Below are 20308 nucleotides of genomic sequence, written 5' to 3'. Positions count from 1 at the left end.
ACAAGGATTAACGACCGTTTTCTTATCAGTGAAGTTGAACCACTTTGATCTCGGTTCGCCGGTTCAGCTGATGTTCTGCTTCCGAACATTTCACTCCGTCTGCACAACCGTTCACTAACTGATTCTCTCCAAATCCTTTATAATCTACTATACGAGATCTACTTATACCTCTCTTGAAGAGATATTCTGCCGTACTCTTCGCTCTATTCTCAGATAAGGTTTGGTTGAATTCCTTGGAACTTCTACTATCTGTATGGGAATAAAGTTCCACTTTCATGTTAGGATATTCTCTCATTAAACTAACCAACTTATCCAAACCTTCTCTAGCATCTCTTCTGATATAATATTTACCATAGTCGAAATAGATATTTTCTATCACTACTACATCACCCTCCTTGAACATGTAGATCACAGGTTGCTGTTTGGCAGCATCTACACAAAGGAACTTAGGAAGCTGAACCTCTTTCGAACCATAACCCGGCTTTTTACCTTGGAAGGTGTAATCACATCCCTCCACCGCATCAAACTGGAAGTATCCGTCTTTGTTTGAATATACGGTAATGACAGAACCGTTACATTCATTCTTCACTAGTACTTCCACTCCTTCCATCGGAGCTTTGCTACTTAGTTCAAATACTCTTCCTCTAACTACACATGTTTTTGCATTCGGATTACCGTTTCTATTTACTAGATCAGTGGTATCACGATTTGGCCTTGTCAAAGGAATCTCAAGTCTTGAAGCCTCGTTATCGCATTCTTCAATAAAGAAAGGCACAATGTTCGTTTCATACCCTTCTCTGGAAGCTTCAAACTGATACTGTACACCTTCCACTATATTTCCTAGCTTTACTATACCTTCATCATCTGTCTCCACTACTTGCCTTGCTCCATTTTCATCTTTGTACACCACTTTTGCATGTGCTAATGGCATTTTAGTATCCGCATCATACACGGCAATCAAGAGCTCACAACCTTCCGTTACTTCACAGGATCTTTCAAATCTATAAATATCATCATCGTCTCCGCCTTCTTTTCTGTTAGAAGAGAAGTATCCGCTTTTCCTATCTTTATCGGTAATAATACCAAAATCGTCTTTACTTGAATTAATCGGCACACCTAAGTTTACGGCCTTGCTGCTAGCACTTGTTCCATCTAATCTGACAAAGAATATATCCAAGTCTCCTAAACCAGGATGGCCATCAGAAGAGAAATATAGGTTTCCAGCCTCATCTACGAATGGAAACATCTCATTTCCTGGTGTGTTTACTTTATCTCCCAAATTTATAGGCGCACCCCAGTCACTACCCTCCCATTTGGAAACATAGATATCTGTACCGCCATAACCTCCGGGCATATCTGAAACAAAGAACAAAAGTTTTTCATCTGCTGAAAGTGAAGGGTGACCGGTAGAGAATTGATCCGAGTTAAAAGGCAATTCCTTTATATTCGTCCAACCGTTACTTTTTGCTTCTGCCGAATACAACTTAAGTTTAATGATACCATCATCACTCTTCTTAGGAGTATTGCCTTTCATGTTATTTCGGGTAAAAATGGCCCTTTGACCATCCTTATAAAAAGCTATGGGTCCTTCGTGATATTTAGAATTGATGGTTTTATTCATTCTATCACTCTCCACCGCAGCCTTGCTGCTATAATTAGCTTTTCTACCAATATTTCCACCACCAAAGGTACCCAGTGTATGTGAATCATTAGCCGTAGGTTCTGTGTACTCATCTCTCCCAACCTCAGGCATTTTTTTCAGCTTCACATTCTTGTTAGAACCTGCACCGCCCATACCGGCTTCTCCCCCTTCTGCTTTCCCGATCTCCTCTAAATGAAACAAATCCAAGAAGGGACTATTATTCCACTCAAATACTCTTTTTAATCCCACAGCATTCTGCCTATTCGAAACAAACACTAAACCATTCTGATATTTCACCGGTGAAAAATCAGCAGCAGTGGTATTGATAGGCAAATAATCCACTTGATAACATGGAGCATTCTTTGACAGCACACTTACATCACTGTATAACTTGGCAAAACCTTGGGCTCTGGAATCATTTTGAACCAACTGCAAATAATTCTCAAATTGCTGTTGGGATTCTGTGTACTTCGCATTACTCGCTAATGCTTTGGCGTAAGAAAGAATAAGAGCAGGCTTATCTGAACCCAGATCTATTCCAGAATTCAACAGCGTTTGTAAAACACGCTCTCCATTTGTGGCATCCTTAATCTTTAAATAACTATCCGCCAAATTCTTCATCACAAGAGCCTTCTCCACTTCTGACAGACCCTTTTTCTTCAAAGCCTCTTCATAAGCGGTGATAGCCTTGATGTAACTCATGCTTTCGTAATAGTGGTTTGCAGTCTTGATCAGCACGTTTTGACCAAATACCACTGTGCTCCAAACGGAAAATAGCAGTATAAGTAAAGTTCTTTTCATCATATTTAGGTTTAGCATCAGAAGTAGCGAGGCGTAATGATTTTATCCTTGCTGAATCCAAATTCGAAACGTAGATATCCCTCATAAGTAGGCGTACCTGCGATCTTCTTATAAAATGTTTGTCCGTCAATCTCCTCATTCAATCTACCTAGGGCTGTATCATAAGCAAATCCTAAACGCAACTGAGGAGTCAATTGTAATTCTACCATTCCCACAAAGGCATCCATCTGATCAGTTCCTGAGAATACCATTTGCGACTTACGAGCAGAAACACCCAAAGAAATCTTATCTCTATACCAAACATTTAAGTTCCCATCTAAACCTACCGGAGCACCTTTAGTTACACGAATAACGGTTGAGGGCTTAACTTTAAAATGCCCCTTTCCTAACACCAAACCCATCATGGCGAAATAATGCCTCTGAGTTTTACCTTTACCGTCCGGATTAGGTGATATCCTTTGCTCAATTAACTGAGGTACAGAAATACCAAAATACGCCTTGTCATTACTGATAAAAGTACCTAACCCGGCATTCACCAAGAATCTGGAAATATCATCCACAAAAGAAGGATCTCCTCCTTCAAAGGTTTTGACACCGGCCAGATTTGCACTTACGTTCATCACGGTAGGCTGTAATCCCAAGGACATGGTAGTCCTCTCTGTTAATTTAAATTTATAGGCATAAGCTAGGTTTAGCCCGGTAGTATTCCATTTCCCGATATTATCATTGTAGGCGGTTATCCCCACCCCCATCTTTTCGTTTTGAAAAGGCATATCTAAGGTTAAAGAATGCGTGTTTGGAGCCCCATTTACCCCAATCCACTGGTATCTGCCCAGTGCAGTAATGCTTAATACATCCCTGCTTCCCGCGTACGCAGGATTTAAGGCCAACATATTAAACATGTATTGGGAATACAGAACTTCTTGCTGTGCCTGTGAAGTCAAAGCCATACATAGCCCCCCTATCACCAAGCAGATTCGAGTAAAAAATTTCATACTGTCGATTTTTTATCAAGTTCATTGACGAGAAAACCGACAAGCAAAAATGCAACAGGTCGGAGTCCCGTTGCATTACTTATAGCTAAAACTATGCCAAAAATTAGAAGTCCTTACCTACAGATAGGTGGAATTTTGGAGAATGAGTCTCTCTGTCCTCCCAACCCCAGGCGTAATCAGCCCTAAGAAACACACCTAACACAGTGGTTCTCAAGCCTCCGCCGAAGCCAGAGAGAAAGGGATTTTTAAAATTAGTAACTTCAATAACAAAGGATTGTCCTTGACCAATAACCGTAGTATTCAAACTATTTTGCCTTGAGAATGGGCCTTTGGATCCCATCCATGCCGTACCTATATCATAAAATCCTACGATCTGTAAGTTTCTAAGCAAGTTTGAAGACAAGGCCATCTGTGGGAGGATCTCTATCAAATGAGAACGCAGTTCTACATTTCCTAACAAATGATTATTCCCATACAATCTTCCGAAATCAAAACCTCTAAGATTCCCCGGAAACTGGTACAGAAGAATATTTTTCAAATCAGGATCCCCTCCGCTAGCCATCTCATCTGACTTGTAAGTACTACGATTCAAACCGTTCTCTGCTCCCCCTAAGAAAGTAAATTTAGGGGCATTACCTCTTGAGGTTCCATAACTCAAACGACCTGCAATCTGCAAACCGGGTAGTATTCTTTGATAATGCCTTACATCTATATAGGCATTCTTAAAGCTTCTCAGCGTATTAGAAGTATGGAAATACTGATCATAAACCACTTTAGCTTTCGTTCCTGTCTCTACTCCCAAATGACTCAATTTCGTGTTATCATATACTAAACTGACTTGGGGAGCAATATAATAATCAGAAGGAACTCCATCTTTAGTGGTTAATCCATAGTCAATATCATCATTCTTCACTACTGCCGGTGTCACTTCTAATCTCCATTTTTCAGAGAATGGATAAAGCATGGACACGGAAATCCTCTGCTGCACCAATCTCCTTTGCAAATACTCCGGAGTATCCTCATAAATGATCCTATTCAAAGGACGGAACAGAAAAGCATCTCTATCATCAACCGTCTCAAAGTTTATAGATCTCTTCTCATATTTGAATAACCAATCTACCTTCCCGGAATAATTTCCATAAGAAAGATCAAAATCAAAGTTCTTAAACAAAGGAGTAGAAGGTCTCAAATAGGAATTGAAGGAGAAGATATGGTTTTGTAACACATCATTAAAAGATAAGCCATACCCTATTCCAAACTGCCTTACCGGATCTACAAGTACATCTATCTTCCTTTCATTACTCACTAAGAAGTTCTTGAATGACTTTACAGCACTTAACTTAGCCACACCGGGAGTTTCTGTACGCGAAGCTCTGGTCGCTGCGGTGGTAGGTGCCACTATAGCCTCTTTATACTTCAAAACATTCTCTTCATTGAAGATATAATCATCCGTATCCACCTCACCCGGTTTCAGGTCTAAGAATCTTTTAACCGGCTTTACAACTTCTACAGGCTTTTCCTGGGCTTCAGGCGCATGGAGCGGAACTCCTTTTAGATAAAAATCAGTCCATTCCTGCATAAACTTACTAAAAGAAACACCTAAAGTACTGGTGATACTGGACTGCTCATCATGAATAATGCGTGTCAGATTAAGGATATTGGAAATATTATCTTTTCCATATTTCAATGCTATAAAGTGCCAAATGGATTGACCTACTACTTCTGCCTCTTCACCTTTGAGCGATTTTAGTCGCTTACTTTGAGCTGCAGAAATGTACATTTTGAATTTCTCAAACTGAGCAGTGTTATCTACCTCCGCCACATAGGCACAAATCCCTTGAGAATACCATTCAGGAAGGTTTAATAGGATCTGACTCTCCAAAGACTCCCGAATACTCCCTCCATACAGCATCTCGTAGACGTAAATGCTAGCTATACTTTCAACTAAGTTCCTATTGAAAAGGGAATCGTTTTTGTCAAAGGCAGCTAAGATTCTACCGTGCTTAGCATCAACTACGTACTTCTCTTCTTTTTGGTTACTGATTAGATTGGAGGATTGCAAATCCTGCGGATGATTGAATACAAAAACCTTCACAGGCTCATAGGGAATATAGCCTAAGATATTAGTGATTCTTGAATACGAATTTTCTAAATGTGTAGCTGCATTCCGCGCTAAACTCTCTCCTCCCTTATAGAAGTTGAATTCAAAATTCGCAGAACTAAAGGTCTTCCATTGAAATTCTTTGGTCTGTAACTTACTCTTTCCAAATCTTTCTTTGGAAACACCGTAGTAGCGTTGGGCACTTGCCGAAACGCTAAACCCTAGCCATAGAATACAAAGAAATAGCAGTCTAATCATCCCGTATTTATCAACTTACGAATATAACGTATAAAATCTTTCGATGTTTGCTTCGGGTTGAATTACTTCACCGTACACTATTTTTCTTGCTAATTGTCGGCCAAAATAAGGCGCCAAAGACACTCCCTTAGCCCCTAAACCATTAAAAATCCCTAGGTTTTTATGCACCGGGTGAAAGCCCACAAATGGTCTTCTGTCTTTAGTAGCAGGTCGTACTCCGGCATGCTGCTCTTCCACTTGGAAGGGAACTTGTAATATCTTTGATCCGGCCTCTAAAAGATCTAATCGGGCCTTTTCACTAGGAAGGAAATCTAACTCGTGCCAACTATACGTTGCCCCTAACCTGGCTCTCCCTTCTCCCAAAGGAATGATCCATTTGCCCTGATTTACTATAAAGTTTGCCTCATAATCCTGCACCTTTCCTACCAAGGTTTCTCCCTTTACGGGATTGAATGGCAACCAGGAAAAATATGCATTCCCGGTACCCGCCCAACCGTCACAAAAGATGATTTTAGAAGCGCTAACATCCTTGTATTGCACCCCGGCTTCGTCCCATAATAATTCCTTAATTTGAAATTCTTCTTCCCTGATTTGATTCATGAAGAAAGCTTTACTTGCATCAAGAAATACGGGTAAGTCTAGATAACCAGCATTTTCAGAAAACAGACCTTCCCCTTCTGATGCAAAAGCTTTTCCTAGGTCTTTATTCTCTACAGAAACCCAGTCTTTTAAATCATGCTTATCCAATTGAGCTAGTGCACTCTCCTTATGTGCTTGACCTGAAAAAGGTCTATGCAGTCCAATCTTGTGAAAAAAGGAACTTCCTGTCTGATTTTCAATGTTATTATAGAAGGGGGTTAAGTATTCAAATAGCTCCTCCACTAACCAGGTTTTTGCCAAATATTTCCCTGTAACGGGATTGAATAAACCGCCGGCTACTCTACTGGAACTTGGCCTTTCGGGATTATCAAAAATAAGGAAGGACTGATCAAGTTCTCTTAAATGCCAAGCCAAAACTGTACCTGCCAAGCCTCCACCTACAATGATTACATCAAGCTTTTTCATGCTTCGTATCAGCCAGCAAAACTACTTTTTCTATTTGCTCATCCAAGGTCATAAAGGTTGTATCTAAGAGATGTGCATCATCAGCTTGTCTCAGGGGACTCTCGTCCCTCGTAGTATCTATGATATCCCTTTTCTTGATATTCTCTAATACCTCCTCTAGGTCTACAAGTTCTCCTTTATCTAATAATTCAGCCTGCCTACGCTGAGCTCTAACCATAGGATCAGCGGTCATGAAGATCTTTAATTCAGCACCAGGAAAGACCACTGTACCAATATCTCTTCCGTCAAGTACAAAGCCCTTTTTCTTTCCCATTCGCTGTTGCTCTCTCACCATAGCATGACGTACAGCCGCTATTGCCGCTACATCACTAACTTTATCAGCCACATAGAGCTTCCTGATCTCTTCTTCCACATTCAGACCGTTTAGATAAGTATCTGATTTACCCTCTGAGTTGGCACGAAATTCTATCTCTATCCTATCCAAAGCGGAGTCCACCTCTTTGGGATTTGTTAAGCTGATGTGGTTTTGAATAAAATACAGGGTTACTGCACGGTACATGGCCCCTGTATCTATGTATTGGTAACCTAAACTTTTGGCTACCCCCTTCGCTGTGCTGCTTTTGCCACAGGACGAGTAACCGTCAATGGCAATAATGATCTTTGACATATATCTAATTTTTAAAACTCCCAGCGATAATTCAGCATGGGAACTAACCCTAATTGTTTCTTTTGTTCTATTTTACCGGTAAAGATGTCAAAGTAATTATACCCCACATTCTCTCTCCCCGTTAGATTTTGCAGATCCAAAGAGATGGTTTCTGAACCCTTTTTCTTTGTTGTCTTAATATAAGCGCGTAAATCTACTCTGAAGTAATCGTCATATTTTACGGTTAACGGTTGGTCTAATCTCCATCCTACATACGTCACACCATTATCTTGGGTCACATCTATAAAATAATCCCTAAATCCACCTACCCAGTTGACTCTGGTATTTAAGCCCACTATCTTACCTTTCTTCGTTTCCCATTCCTTTCCACCGGTTATATTGTAGATATAGTCTCCTGAATACCTACTATCATAGAATTTACCGTCAAAGGCTTTGAATTGAGATTTATAGAAGGTTGCATTTGCCAAGGCAAAGAAACCGTTCTCCAAATATCTCTTATAACTAAACTCAATCCCATAATTTCTACCTTGATTTTTCTGATTTGGTAAGAAATAACCACCTCTGAAGTCTCCCAGTTCATATCCATTCATCACTGACATATACAGGGAATCAAATCTTGTCAAATTAAACATGCTCTGATAATATGCCTCCACAGAAACACTTTGCTTCTGGTCTATGTCATATTGATAACCCAATGTAAAATGATGTGATCGGGATGGTTTGTTAGGCAGATACAGCCCTACTCTGCTATTGACCACTTGGCTATGTAAGCCGTAGGCCACTTTAACCTGATGTTTGGGTAGCAAATAGTAAGAAGCGCTTAAACGAGGCTCTGCATATTGAGATTGGCTAAGGGAGTAATACGGAAACATTATACCCACATTGTAATTGAATCTATCACTCTTCCTATTGCTAACACGCACATAGGGCTGAACTTGGAGATTATCGTAGCTATAAAAAAGCTCACCAGAATCTATATAATTAAACTTTGTAAACTGATGGCTGAGATTTACACCAAATTGGAAAGCCCACCATTTGTACAGGTCTCCACTAAAACTGGTAGAGAAACTTAGGTAATTCTTAGCCGCATAATCATAATCTACATTCTGATTACCGGTATACGCATTCCTCAAGTCTTCAGAAGAAGAATTAACTACTACGGTTTTCCATTGATATTTATTCCAAAGACGAACTTGATGTTTGGCACCAACCAATCCCATCCTAGCATTAAAATCAATATTATTCAGATCTTTTGCAGACTCCCATTTGGTACTGTCAGCATCTGGTGCGAAGATATTAGACGAGACTCCTCCCATGCCAAAGAAGCTAAATGTTCCGGCACGTTTGGTAGGAAAATTGAGGTAAAGAGATAAATCCTGGAAATCAATTTTTTCCCCGCCAAAATTCACTCCAGCTAGTCCTAATAATCCAGTGAAAGAATAACGGTAGTTCACCAGATAACTGCTTCCCTTCCGTTTATTTATAGGACCTTCAGAGGATAGATCCACACCTATTAATCCCACTTGAACTACATGTTGATACTTTTCTGCATTCCCTGCTCTAAGATTCATATCAAATATACCTCCTAAAGCATTTCCATACGACGAAGGGAAAGCTCCACTTAGGAAGTTCATATTCCCCAACATTTGGGCAGAAAGTATGTTTGTCCCTCCTCCTACTGCAGCAGGTTTATCCGCAAAAGTACCTGCATTACTGAGGTGATTGGGATTTACTATTTCTACTCCTTCTAATCTCCACTGAATGTAAGATGGGTTATTACCTCTTACAGAAACATTATTCGCTTGATCATTTGTATTCGCTACACCCGGCAAGGTCATGGTTAATCTAGCGGGATCAAAGAAAGTAGCCGGATATCTAAAGATTTGTTCAGAGGTAATCTTTTCTGCACTCAAAAGAGCAGGAATTGTATTCCCTGCACTACTTACCGTTACTGCATGTAATTCTCTACTTACCTGCTGAAGCTCTACATCCAGAATGAGCTGCTTTGACTTTTCTAACAAAAGCTCTTTCAAGATCTTCTTACCATAGTTCAAAGCACTGATTTCAATCTCCAGACGACCCACAGGTACTCCATCCCATCTAACAGAGCCCTGATCGTCAGAAACCGACTGTAATTGATATTTCGGAATGCTAACTGTAGCCCCCGAAATGGCTTGTCCATTAATTTCATCTCTCAATTGAATCTTAATGGTTTGTGTATTTTGGGCTAGTAATTGAAGGGGAAAGAGTAGGCTTAGTAAAGCAAGAAGTTTCATGAATTAATTCGATAAAAATGTAGGGACAAATATAGCCTCTCACTTTCTAACTTCCCTGATATAATTCATAAATAAAGCGGGATATGGTTAGAAATTTACCAGTATATTTGATGCTATGGAAAAGGACACACTATTTACCATTTATTCCTCTTCTGCAGGATCCGGAAAGACTTTTACTTTAACTCGGGAATACATTAGTACGGTATTGGCCGCTCAAGAGGACGATTACTTCAAAAGAATCCTAGCGATGACCTTTACGAATGAAGCTGCAGAGCAGATGAAGGAAAGGATCATATCTACCTTAAAAGGATTAGCAAACCAAGACGGTGCAGCAGAGGCGTATAAGGAACAAATTCAGGATGCTACTGGTCTCTCCGACGAGGATTTGGCCAGGAAATCCCGTAAAGTCCTCCATGAGATCTTGCAGAATTACAATGATTTTGCCATAAAGACCATTGATAGTTTTGTCAATCAGGTGATTCAATCCTTTGCTATAGACTTGAAATTACCTTACAACTATGAGATTGTTCTGGACACCAATACTTTGATCGAAGAAGCGGTCAATCGTCTCACCGATAAAGTGGGTCAAGATGAAGAACTGACACTACTTTATAGTGACTTTGCTGAAGGTATTCTTGAAAACGAGGGCTCGTGGAACAATCTACGAGAAGAGATAATAAAATTTGCCAAAGTAATTTATGATACAAACAATGGCCATGCCGCCACAAAAAATCTACATCTGACCCAGAAAGACATAAATGTCATTCGTAAACAGATCACTGATTACATAAAAGACGTGGATAACCGTATCAAAAAAGGGTCTGAACGTTTAAGACAACTTTTAGCTAAAATCAATTCTGATCACTTTGTAGGTAAATCTAGAGGCATATATTCCCTTTTAGAAGACCTTAGCGCCAAAGAGATTGACCTACTTAAATTTTCGGTAAATAAGACAGCACAATTGGCCTTAGATACAGGAAACTGGGAAAAACAACCTAGCGAGAATATTGAGGAGTTAAAGGCTATAACCTATGATATTCTCCCCTTAGTCCTGGACGAAAAGCTGAAGCTTTTTAAGACCATCAACAAAGAATTATTAAAAGTACCTTTTATAAATAAGATCAAAGGAGAGATTGATAATATACTCAAAGAGAAAAATCAAGCCATTCTAGCTGATTTCAATGATAGAATAGCGCAAATAGTTTCTGAAGAACCTGTCCCCTTCATATATGAAAGAATAGGAGAAAAATACAATCATATCTTCATTGATGAATTTCAAGACACCTCCACTACGCAATTTTTAAACTTACTTCCTTTAATTGAAAACTCCTTAGCAAAGGGATATCAAAACCTGATTGTAGGCGACCCTAAGCAGGCCATCTACAGTTGGCGGGGAGGTAATGTTCTCCTCATGGTGGACCTGATACAGGCTGAAGCTCAGAACAATTTTTCTACTGCGAATTTGTCTGAACACCAATCAGATCAAATCAAAGTGGTGAAAAAAAATACGGGGGTCGAAGAACTGGTCACAAATAGAAGAAGCAGAGGAGGATTGATCCATTTCAACAATGAGCTTTTTCAATTCATCATAGATAGGGAAATTGACCCTATTAGTCATCTGGTCTTTTCCAGTGTGAAGCAAGAGGTATATGAGAAAAACAAAATAGGCGGTTATACAGAAGTTGAGGCAGTAGATAGTGACCAAGTACAAGAAAAGTTGCTTAACCTGATCAATGAATTAACTCTTGTAGAAGGGTCCTCAGATTCTAAATATTCTTTTAGCGATATTTGTATCATCACTAGGAAGCGGGACGAAGGTAAGATTTGTGCAGACATATTATCTCAAAACAATATTCCCATCAGAACAGATGATGCCTTATTATTGAACAGTTATTATGAGGTTCGCTTTTTAGTAGCCGGATTGCGTTTAGCCATGCATCCGGAAAGAACGTTTGAAAAGTTTGAATTTCTTCAATTCTACAGTTTTCTGTTTGATGCCACAGGTTTTGATCTGAAGGCACTTTCAAGGGCTCACTATTCTGAATATTTAGCTTTCTTTAAGGCAAAAGGCATTGACCTAGAAGGTTTCAGCTCTCTAGATCCTTATCAAATGACTGAGTTTCTTATTGCCCGGTTCAAGCTATTAGAACTAGGAAAGAATACTCAGTTCGTGCTGGCCTTCCTAGATTTTGTCTTAAACTTCACCAATAAGGTTTCCAAAAATCTTTTTGATTTACTCAAAGAATGGGAGAATAAGAAAGTCAACTTAGCTCTGACATCTCCACCCTCAGATGCAGTAACCATCACTACCATCCACAAATCCAAAGGGCTGGAATATGAGGTAGTTATTGTCCCATTCATAAACTGGAGCGTAGGACCAACGGGAAAAGAAAAACTATGGATAAAATTACCGGATTACCCTGAATTTTACTCCGAGGAAAAAAGATTAGAAACCTTTCCTTTGAGCCCTGGTGTCAAGTATGAGTTCGCACAAGAGACCATATCCTACTATAAACAAATGACCAAGATTGAGAATCTCAATCTACTCTATGTGGCCTTGACCCGTGCAAAACAGCGACAATACCTTTGGTTGGTTCCTAAAAATAAAAAATACGGAATAGGAGAATACTTACTGCAATTTATTGGCAAAGCAGATAAGAATTGCTTTGGAGAAAAAGCACATATTTCGAGTAAAAAAGTAGAAATCAAAAGCGAAAAGGCTGAGTTTCCACCGGCATTTGGAACTGACAAGAAACTGAATGTCATCTGGAGACCGGATACTCAGGAATTGGAGATAGGAAATCTTTTCCACGATGCCATGCAAAGGATTCAATTTGCAGAGGAGGTAGACGCTATTTTGGACAAAATGCTAATAGAGGGACAAATTGAAGACAAAGAAAGCCTCAAATCAGATATAGATAAGGTGGTAAATCACCCTAAATTAAAAGATTTATACTCTAGTCGCGCCCAGATAAAAAATGAAACTGAAATCCTTTCCAGTACTACTCAAGCCCGAAGACCTGACCGCGTGGTTTTCTTTGAAGACAAGGTGTACATATTGGACTATAAAACGGGGAAGAAAAGCAAATACCATGCAAAACAATTGAAGGATTATGCCAGTCTTTTACGTCAAATGGGTCATCATTCCATAGTCCTCTACCTCATCTATCTTCATCCATTTGAAGTAGTAGAGGTAAATTAGAAGGTGGTACCGTCTTGTCCTTTGAGTTGTAACTGGATATAACAAGTCTTACCTTGGTATCCTTCGGATCTATACCAAAGATTCCCTCCAAAGTATTCTATGCTCATTTTAGTAAGACTTAAACCGAAGCCATTGTCTTCATCTGTTTCTGTGAAGTTAGGTCGGAACAGGTTTTCCAGCATTTCATCGTCATACTCTGTACCATTATCTGTAACTTGGATGATACCAGAATTTTCAGATCTGCTTAAGGAGATATGGATTTCAGGACGGCGAGTAGAAGGAACAGAATTGATACCGTTTTTGATCACAAAGGTCAAAGCTTTCTTGATGGATTTACTGTCTCCATTCACTAAAAGTTCATTTTCACTTAGATTTAAGTATAGATCGATTCTCTGATCACCTGTAAATATTTCGGCAACACCTTTAGTCAATTTCACCAAGTCAAACTCCTCACGAGTAGGTAAGGGCATTTCTGCAAAACGAGAGAATGACATTGAGATTCCGGTAATCTTATCTATATGTTCATTGATACTTTGCAAGGTCTTCAACATTCTAGATTTATTCTCAAAACTCTCTGATCCTACCATTCTTTGCAAATGTTGAACGTTCAAAAGTATTGGGGTGAGAGGATTTCGAATTTCGTGAGCCAACTGCTTAGCCATCTCTCTCCAGGCCGACTGCTTTTCACTTATACTCAGTGCTAGTTTACTTTCCTCCAGCTTTTTCAACATGCGGTTATATTCACCCGTTAATAGACCTATTTCATCACGAGTTTCCCAGATAATCTCTTCGTTCCTCTCGTGGAAGTTCACGGACTTAATCTTATCCGCAATTAATTTCAATGGTGCCGTCAACTTCTTACTTGAAATAAAGGAGAAGATATACAGGAACACAAAGATCACAAAGAAGGTTATCAAAAGGGTTTTCCAGATCTGTCGTGTCCAGGCTTCAACGGAGGTTTGAGCATCTATAAAATTGATTCCTGCTACACAAAGTATATTATTCGAGTTCCCCTTTACTGGCAAAAAGACGGTCTTAAATTTGATTTTATGATGGAAATCATCCTGCAAGACCATAGGATTTCCTTCAAGTAGTACGGAAGCGAATGCGCTGGAGTTAGGATAAATAGGGTTTTCAGGATCTTCGTAGGATAGTGCGGAGGAATAGAATTGAATTCCGTTTAAGTCATAAAGATTGATATCTACACTTGAGCTTCGGGAAAGGTTATCCAGGTTTATTCTCAAATCTCTTTTACTCATCTTCCCGGTCTCATAGTTTTGACCGTAGATATTCAGAACTTCAGATATGTTCTGTGATGTACCTAACATGGATTCCTCCCGAATGTTAGCAAACATGCTCTTAATAATAAATACCCCTATAACCATAATAATGGTCAGCGGCAATAAGAAGGCGGCATTAAGGTAGAGCTGAATCCTTCCTGAAAGGTCCATTTGGTACCTTTTAAAATCATTAAAGAAGCCCATAAACAGTAAGAGAGCCATCATCCCTATCATGGACACAAAGAACAGGAAGGAATAATTAGACATGAGGTCTAAATAGAAATCCTTCTTTTCGGAAACAATGATAATCTTACCGCCATCCCCTTTAGAAGCATAATGTGAGAAACCATTAAACATAGCTTCCTTTTCATATATGCCAAGGTTATTGAATAATAAGGTATCAAATATTCTTCGGTAATTATAATTACCATACTGATACACCAGCTGTCGGTTTGCATCGTACACTCCATAACTATAATACTGAGTAAAAGGGTTATGTATTACCCGCTTAGTTTGGAGTAGAGATTTTAGACTTAGGGTGGTACTTCTGTTAGGGTACAATCTAAACAAGAAATTACCTATATCTCTTTGTCCATCCGTAATATCAGCGATCAAAGTATAATAGGACGTATTATCCGTACCTTGTGATAAGAATAAGCCCGAAAAATCTGTGGCAGATGAGCTTACCACGGTAGAAGCTTTCATCTCTCCAAAAGTCAGGGCAGAAGCCTGACTTAAACTTTTCCCGGTGGAGTCATAGATATCATAAGTTACAAGATAATGATCCAAATAACTCTTATACAAATGCTCTCTAATAAGCGTGTCCAGTTGGTCAACACTTATCTCACCGTAGACGGCCTTCTTAAATACTTCGTTAGTCCCTATGGTTGAGCTCAGTTGGTAAATCTGTCTTTCAAGCCTAGGATCTTTCCCTTTGAGATAATTCTCAGCAAAGGTCTTTTTCTCTTCCAAACTACGCTCTGTGTCCTTTTGATACAGTACACTGAACAGTATCAAGCTAAAGGCAAAAGCGCCGAAAATATAGTAGAGGTAGGTAAAGGATCTAAGTCTATAAAAATATCTTGGAAGGCCAAGTACGTAGACTAAAAGTAAAAAGAAGGAAGAAAACAATACTATAAAGCCCCAATCCAATCCTGCCGAAATAATGCATCCTAACACAGTACCAAATGCCCAATATGTCAAACCTTTGTTTCTATTTGGCTGCAGCCTACGGTAAAAGTTGGCCACCAGGTGTGTACTCAAGAAATAGATCCCCAATAGGATAAAAAGATACACGTACATGGTATCCTTTACATTACTTAGATAGAAACTTACTGAGTAATGATTTTCAATAAGGCTCTCTTGATAAGTATGATCAATCAGCCACCAGATTGATCTTCCCAGAAAAAACATAGATACTACACACAGTATGCTTAGAGCTGAACGGGAAAATTGAGTAAGGCGGTCAATATTAAAATAAAGAAGTGTACGGTATTGCACAAGGGCTAACTTGGTCAACATGATCAAAACACAGAGAGTGTCCATAAACATGTTTCCATAATTAACATCTATAGGTTTGCCTAAGAAAAAGACCCAGGGTAGATTAAAATATCGCATTAGTAACCTAAGAATCAGGAAAGAAGATACGATATATATTCCGGCAGTAATGTACTTGTGCTTATTAGTATATACGATATGGTAGTTATATAAACTGTAGAAGACCATGATGGTCCCCAAGATGATCAGCACCAAAGATATTGGAGAAGCTATGGGACTTAAGTTTCTTAGGGTATCATGACATTTGACATAAAATACCGCATCCGTTTTGGGGCACCGGATGGTTAAAGCATTTTCAAATGGATCTGCACTAACCAGTTCCGGTTTGATAAAAAATACGGAATTGTTAAAACCCGCAGTATTGTATTTGGATTGAAAATCTTCGTTGTGAAGCAAATCTAAAGTAGATACCACCTCAAACTTATGTCCTTGAAGCTCTTTTGTGCCTTTAATCAGTACGTAAGCCAGATTATTCTTCTTATAAAAGATCTCGTCCGTGAAGTTTGAAACCACCGAATAAGGAGGAATAAAAAAATTATGTGACCAAAACACTAATTCTCCGTCTCTATATACGTAAAAAGGGTACGAAGTGTCCAAGTGAAAATGATCAAAACGAACCGGTGCGTGGGACTGAATGATGGAGAAAACCTTATCAATGTCTGAGCGGATCTTAGTAGTCTGGACCGTATACCGATACTGAAGCACCTCACCGTGGTTTTTATTCCCATAGTAAGTGTGCAAAACTATTCCTAAAATTAACAGAAGGCAACCCATGATTAACATGGTAAATCTGTTAATAAATTTCATTGTTTTCTTGACTAAGGTTTGCAGAAACTTCAAAGCACCTATAAATATAGTTCAATAATTCCGATTATCCCTATAGGCCTACAGGTTTTCTAGTATTTGAATTTAGGCTCAATCCAAATAAGTCCCAATATAAGTAAAACCAAGAGATATTTCCAATTTGGTGCCAGAGTTCTTTTCCCCTCTTTGTGCTGAATCTCATTCTTCCTAACCCATTGTTCAATATAGTTTTCCTGATCCTGGGCCATTACCTCTCCATACGCACCAACCTTGTTCCAGCCTTTCGCTAAAAAGGTAGAATCTACTTTTTCTCCGACAAATACCGGACCTTCAAGAAGCAAAGAATCTCTATTACTTAATGCACTCCATGCTTCTGACCATAGTTCCTCATACAATAAACTATCTCCACTAAATTGGGCCGGATAGGTTTCATTCCATAGGCTAACTCCTACTTTACCTCCTTTCATCTCATAATATAGTGGAAGGTCTTTCACTTGCTTTTGATTTGCTTTGACCTTTAAAGCATAGGGTTGTTTAGTCAAAATGCCTTTAAAGGGCATTTCCTCACCATCTGATATTCTACTTATTTGAAATCCTGTCTTTAAACTTTGGTTTATTTGTCCTACATTCTTACCATCTAAGAACAGGACGCTTTTCCCTTCCTCTACTAATTTCCTGATCTGACCATTCGAAGCTTGATGCGCATAAGCTATTATAAAATCAGGCTCTGAATCTTTGTTAATAGTGGTCGTCTGAGTATGGCCCTTCGCTACCGGTGTAAATACCTTAACATCATGTCCCCTCCTCCCTAACCATTCAGCTAAGACTCTGTGTTCCGTCTCAGGATAGTCTTCCATAATGAGCACTTTCCGCTTTTCTTCAGGTCGGGCAAAAAACGAGACAGCAGCAACACTCTGGTTCTTCCAAATCAAATCCACCTCAGTCCTTCCTTCAGAAAAGACAGGAAAACTTAGAGAAAAGAATTGGGTCCCCGCTGCTAATACTGTGCTATCCAACTTTCTATCACCAAAACTCAGGTACAATTTCCCTGATTCCGGCACTTCAATCCTTCCAGAAATGGTTTGTCGGCTACCTCTCTGAATATTCGCAAACCACCTCAAATCCTGGGGTTTTTCTGCAGGAAAGTAGGGAAGCCAGTTCACATCTGAGCCTGCTAGCGTGCTCAGCATTTCCGGAGTAGCTTTTTGACCTAAGAGATATATTTTACCATCCTTAAAAGGGTTATTAAGGAATTGACGCAAGGAAATAGACCTATCAACTTCTAAGCTATCCTCCATTTTCTTCACCAAAGAATCGGGGATCTTTCCATCATATATCAAGATTTTTTCTTTGTCAACGGTCCAACTAGGATTTAGAATAAGCAGCAGGACTGCGCAGAGCAAGAGGGAATTCAATAGGAATTTAACTATCCTTTGCTTATTACTTATCTCTTTGTTCTTCCACAGGGCGTAAGAGACAATTATAAAAATGAGAACTACTATTCCTATCTCCAGTTCTTTCATAAATAATGGTTCCAAAATGCTTTTTCCAAACTCTTATTTGCCGGCTTCCTAGGGGTGCTCCCTACATTTTTCCCGGTTGTCAACTCTTTTAAACTACTCTTCAAGTACTGTAAATCATTTGCACTTAAAGTAGTATCATTCAAACTATTCTGTAGCAAGCGTATCACTTTCCATTTATCTAATCCGGCCTGAACCATTATGGGTGAAAGCGCCGTACTTAATCTGGCAATCTCCTCCTTTTCCTTATTCCCCCATTGAGGATAAACATTTAAGTATCCTATTGCCCTCGCACACAGCACTTTCAATTGCACTTCGCTTAAACTCAATTCCTTTTTAAAGTGATCATTAAACTTCTTTAATTCTCCTTTCATACGAAGTTCCCCTTCTTTAATGGGAGGCGGATCATAAGCCGTCTTAGCTATAAACGTTCTAGCCTTATGTTGTGCTTCTTTCAGAAATTCCAATGCTTTATATTCATAAGGCAAAGCCTTTTCCGGCTCATATAATCTGAGATGCAATTCTGATTGCCACATGTTCTCCATTGCCGTCTTGAGCAAGCTCCTGGTAGATGCCTCATAAAAAGTATTCGCTTCTGCATCATCATGTGAATGAACATAGGCTTCTAGTAACTCTGCAAGCGGATCAGAAGATGTAGATGCCTCCGCCTTTTGGGCCGGCTTAATATGTTCGTGATGATGTTCATCTTCAGAATCATGCTTATGCATAAACCCTTCCAAAGGATCATCACTATCTTCTACATGCCCTCCGATATTGGTCTCATATTCTTCGCCCAAATACTGCCCATACCTAATACGCAAAGCTTTTTGGTCAAAACCAATCTCATTAGAAGTAGCATTAAAATCAGCTACTTTGAGTTTCTTTCTCTGCGCTATTAACTTTTCCGTGTCAATGATGATTTGTCTTTGACTTCTAAAATATTCCGGTAGGATATTCACCGCCATAGTGGCTATATCTGTCTGGTTTTTAGCAGATGTGTCCTTGTAGACAATAAAATAGGTGTCTGATTTGGAAAAATTGGGTTGAGGTGATTTATTGTCTATTGCCGCCCAATAATAATACAACTCATCACCAGGAGTAAAATTCAGTGCTGTAAGAGATAATTGTTTTGATAAAACCTTACTCTTAAATCTATCATTGCTTACAGGAAATCTCACTTCTCTGAACTTTACATTTTCCCCTGATCCTCTGGCTAAAGTGGCTACCAGATATACTTGAGTAACAGCAAAATCATCACTGATCTTTGCTTCAAGTTTCAAATCTTTGGGATCATTGAGGGAATGAAACTGGTAGAGTTCCTTGGTGCCGGGTTCAATCTTTGGTGCATGGTCAGGAATGGACTCTATCTTATAATAATCAGACTGCCAAATAACCGAATCTTTCCAAACCGCCTTTAGACCATAAATTCCGGTACTGACCACCTTATCTTTATAGGAGAACGCATCACCTGATTTTATGAATGCTAAATCCTCTCCTCTTCCATTATGTAGATATACTTTTACCTCATCTGTCTTACTCATCTTGACCGTCCACTCTACTTGACTTCCCACAATAGTCGAGATATTTCCATCCCCAGAATGAGTAGCACTTATACCTGTATAGGAAGGAGGATTTACCTTTACCCTTAGTTGAGAGAAGGTGGGTGCTATCTCCCTTTTTTCTTCTGCCGCCTTTGTAATTAGTTCTTTATCCTCCTTATTTTCAATCTTTATCTTGATAATAGTTGTAGCCCAGGCGAATGCTACTAATAGTAGATACTTCCAAAGGTCCCGAAATAATAGATTAGGTAGTTTTTGTCCTTGTAATTGTTCTTCTAATCGTTCTACCTGCAGTTGCTCCGCCACATTCCATTCCTCCTTTTCTAAGAGGTCTAAGCTATATTCCGCTTGAGGAAAATAACTATGCAAAAAACGCAATGCCCTTTCCTTGCTATTTTTCAAGGGTACAAAGTAAAATAAAGACAGTAAGTAAGGAATGCCCCTCAAGAAGGCCGTCCAGCGAGATTCTTCATCTAGGAATCGACCTATCAACAACTGTCCCGCTATTCCTACCAGCAGTACTTTTAACCACTGGTTTCCCTGCATCTGATTCTCAACCTTCTTTACCAAATTTCGCATCT

At 39.3% G+C, this 20308-nt stretch carries 10 protein-coding genes; 1 reads left to right on the top strand and 9 read right to left on the bottom strand.

Going from position 1 to position 20308, the window contains the following annotated elements:
- Positions 1 to 25: 25 nt before the first annotated feature.
- The 6 genes from LBYS_RS17410 to LBYS_RS17385 all read right to left on the bottom strand — a co-directional run bounded on the left by LBYS_RS17410 (position 26) and on the right by LBYS_RS17385 (position 9805).
- Complete coding sequence (locus LBYS_RS17410) at positions 26 to 2446, bottom strand: OmpA family protein (RefSeq protein ID WP_187287905.1); 2421 nt, start codon at positions 2444 to 2446, stop codon at positions 26 to 28.
- Positions 2447 to 2460: 14 nt separating this feature from the next.
- Positions 2461 to 3438 (bottom strand): PorP/SprF family type IX secretion system membrane protein, encoded by a 978-nt coding sequence (locus LBYS_RS17405; protein WP_013410156.1) that lies wholly within the window; start codon positions 3436 to 3438, stop codon positions 2461 to 2463.
- Positions 3439 to 3541: 103 nt separating this feature from the next.
- Complete coding sequence (locus LBYS_RS17400) at positions 3542 to 5797, bottom strand: BamA/TamA family outer membrane protein (protein WP_013410155.1); 2256 nt, start codon at positions 5795 to 5797, stop codon at positions 3542 to 3544.
- 15 nt (positions 5798 to 5812) lie between these two features.
- Positions 5813 to 6862: an NAD(P)/FAD-dependent oxidoreductase gene (locus LBYS_RS17395; protein ID WP_013410154.1), complete on the bottom strand. Its 1050-nt coding sequence runs from the start codon at positions 6860 to 6862 to the stop codon at positions 5813 to 5815.
- Positions 6849 to 7529, bottom strand: coding sequence for a (d)CMP kinase (cmk, locus tag LBYS_RS17390; protein WP_013410153.1), 681 nt, complete (start codon positions 7527 to 7529; stop codon positions 6849 to 6851). Before cmk ends, LBYS_RS17395 begins: the two co-directional genes overlap by 14 nt.
- An 11-nt stretch (positions 7530 to 7540) precedes the next feature.
- The gene (locus LBYS_RS17385; protein WP_013410152.1) at positions 7541 to 9805 is read right to left on the bottom strand and encodes a TonB-dependent receptor; all 2265 of its coding nucleotides are present in this window, start codon (positions 9803 to 9805) and stop codon (positions 7541 to 7543) included.
- Between the two features lie 115 nt (positions 9806 to 9920).
- On the opposite strand from LBYS_RS17385, the gene LBYS_RS17380 reads away from it, so the two are divergent.
- Positions 9921 to 13007 carry a UvrD-helicase domain-containing protein gene (locus tag LBYS_RS17380; RefSeq protein WP_013410151.1) on the top strand — a complete coding sequence of 1029 codons (3087 nt, stop codon included), beginning with the start codon at positions 9921 to 9923 and terminating at the stop codon, positions 13005 to 13007.
- On the opposite strand, the gene LBYS_RS17375 is transcribed toward LBYS_RS17380, so the two are convergent.
- The 3 genes from LBYS_RS17375 to LBYS_RS17365 form a co-directional block, all read right to left on the bottom strand.
- Positions 13004 to 16651 (bottom strand): sensor histidine kinase, encoded by a 3648-nt coding sequence (locus LBYS_RS17375; RefSeq protein ID WP_041823898.1) that lies wholly within the window; start codon positions 16649 to 16651, stop codon positions 13004 to 13006. The two genes, LBYS_RS17380 and LBYS_RS17375, sit on opposite strands and share 4 nt — an antisense overlap.
- 89 nt (positions 16652 to 16740) lie before the next feature.
- The gene (locus LBYS_RS17370; RefSeq protein WP_013410149.1) at positions 16741 to 18171 is read right to left on the bottom strand and encodes a hypothetical protein; all 1431 of its coding nucleotides are present in this window, start codon (positions 18169 to 18171) and stop codon (positions 16741 to 16743) included.
- The gene (locus tag LBYS_RS17365) at positions 18168 to 20306 is read right to left on the bottom strand and encodes a CAF1 family ribonuclease (RefSeq protein ID WP_013410148.1); all 2139 of its coding nucleotides are present in this window, start codon (positions 20304 to 20306) and stop codon (positions 18168 to 18170) included. Before LBYS_RS17365 ends, LBYS_RS17370 begins: the two co-directional genes overlap by 4 nt.
- Positions 20307 to 20308: the final 2 nt, after the last annotated feature.

It is taken from the genome of Leadbetterella byssophila DSM 17132 (assembly GCF_000166395.1).
Classification (GTDB): domain Bacteria; phylum Bacteroidota; class Bacteroidia; order Cytophagales; family Spirosomataceae; genus Leadbetterella; species Leadbetterella byssophila.
This window is presented reverse-complemented; position numbering and strand designations above follow the sequence as displayed.

Coding starts and splice junctions, on each gene's coding strand:
- LBYS_RS17365 (WP_013410148.1), bottom strand. CDS start 20,306: ATGCGAAATTTGGTAAAGAAGGTTGAGAATCAGATGCAGGGAAACCAG.
- LBYS_RS17375 (WP_041823898.1), bottom strand. CDS start 16,651: ATGAAATTTATTAACAGATTTACCATGTTAATCATGGGTTGCCTTCTG.
- LBYS_RS17395 (WP_013410154.1), bottom strand. CDS start 6,862: ATGAAAAAGCTTGATGTAATCATTGTAGGTGGAGGCTTGGCAGGTACA.
- cmk (WP_013410153.1), bottom strand. CDS start 7,529: ATGTCAAAGATCATTATTGCCATTGACGGTTACTCGTCCTGTGGCAAA.
- LBYS_RS17405 (WP_013410156.1), bottom strand. CDS start 3,438: ATGAAATTTTTTACTCGAATCTGCTTGGTGATAGGGGGGCTATGTATG.
- LBYS_RS17400 (WP_013410155.1), bottom strand. CDS start 5,797: ATGATTAGACTGCTATTTCTTTGTATTCTATGGCTAGGGTTTAGCGTT.
- LBYS_RS17370 (WP_013410149.1), bottom strand. CDS start 18,171: ATGAAAGAACTGGAGATAGGAATAGTAGTTCTCATTTTTATAATTGTC.
- LBYS_RS17380 (WP_013410151.1), top strand. CDS start 9,921: ATGGAAAAGGACACACTATTTACCATTTATTCCTCTTCTGCAGGATCC.
- LBYS_RS17410 (WP_187287905.1), bottom strand. CDS start 2,446: ATGATGAAAAGAACTTTACTTATACTGCTATTTTCCGTTTGGAGCACA.
- LBYS_RS17385 (WP_013410152.1), bottom strand. CDS start 9,805: ATGAAACTTCTTGCTTTACTAAGCCTACTCTTTCCCCTTCAATTACTA.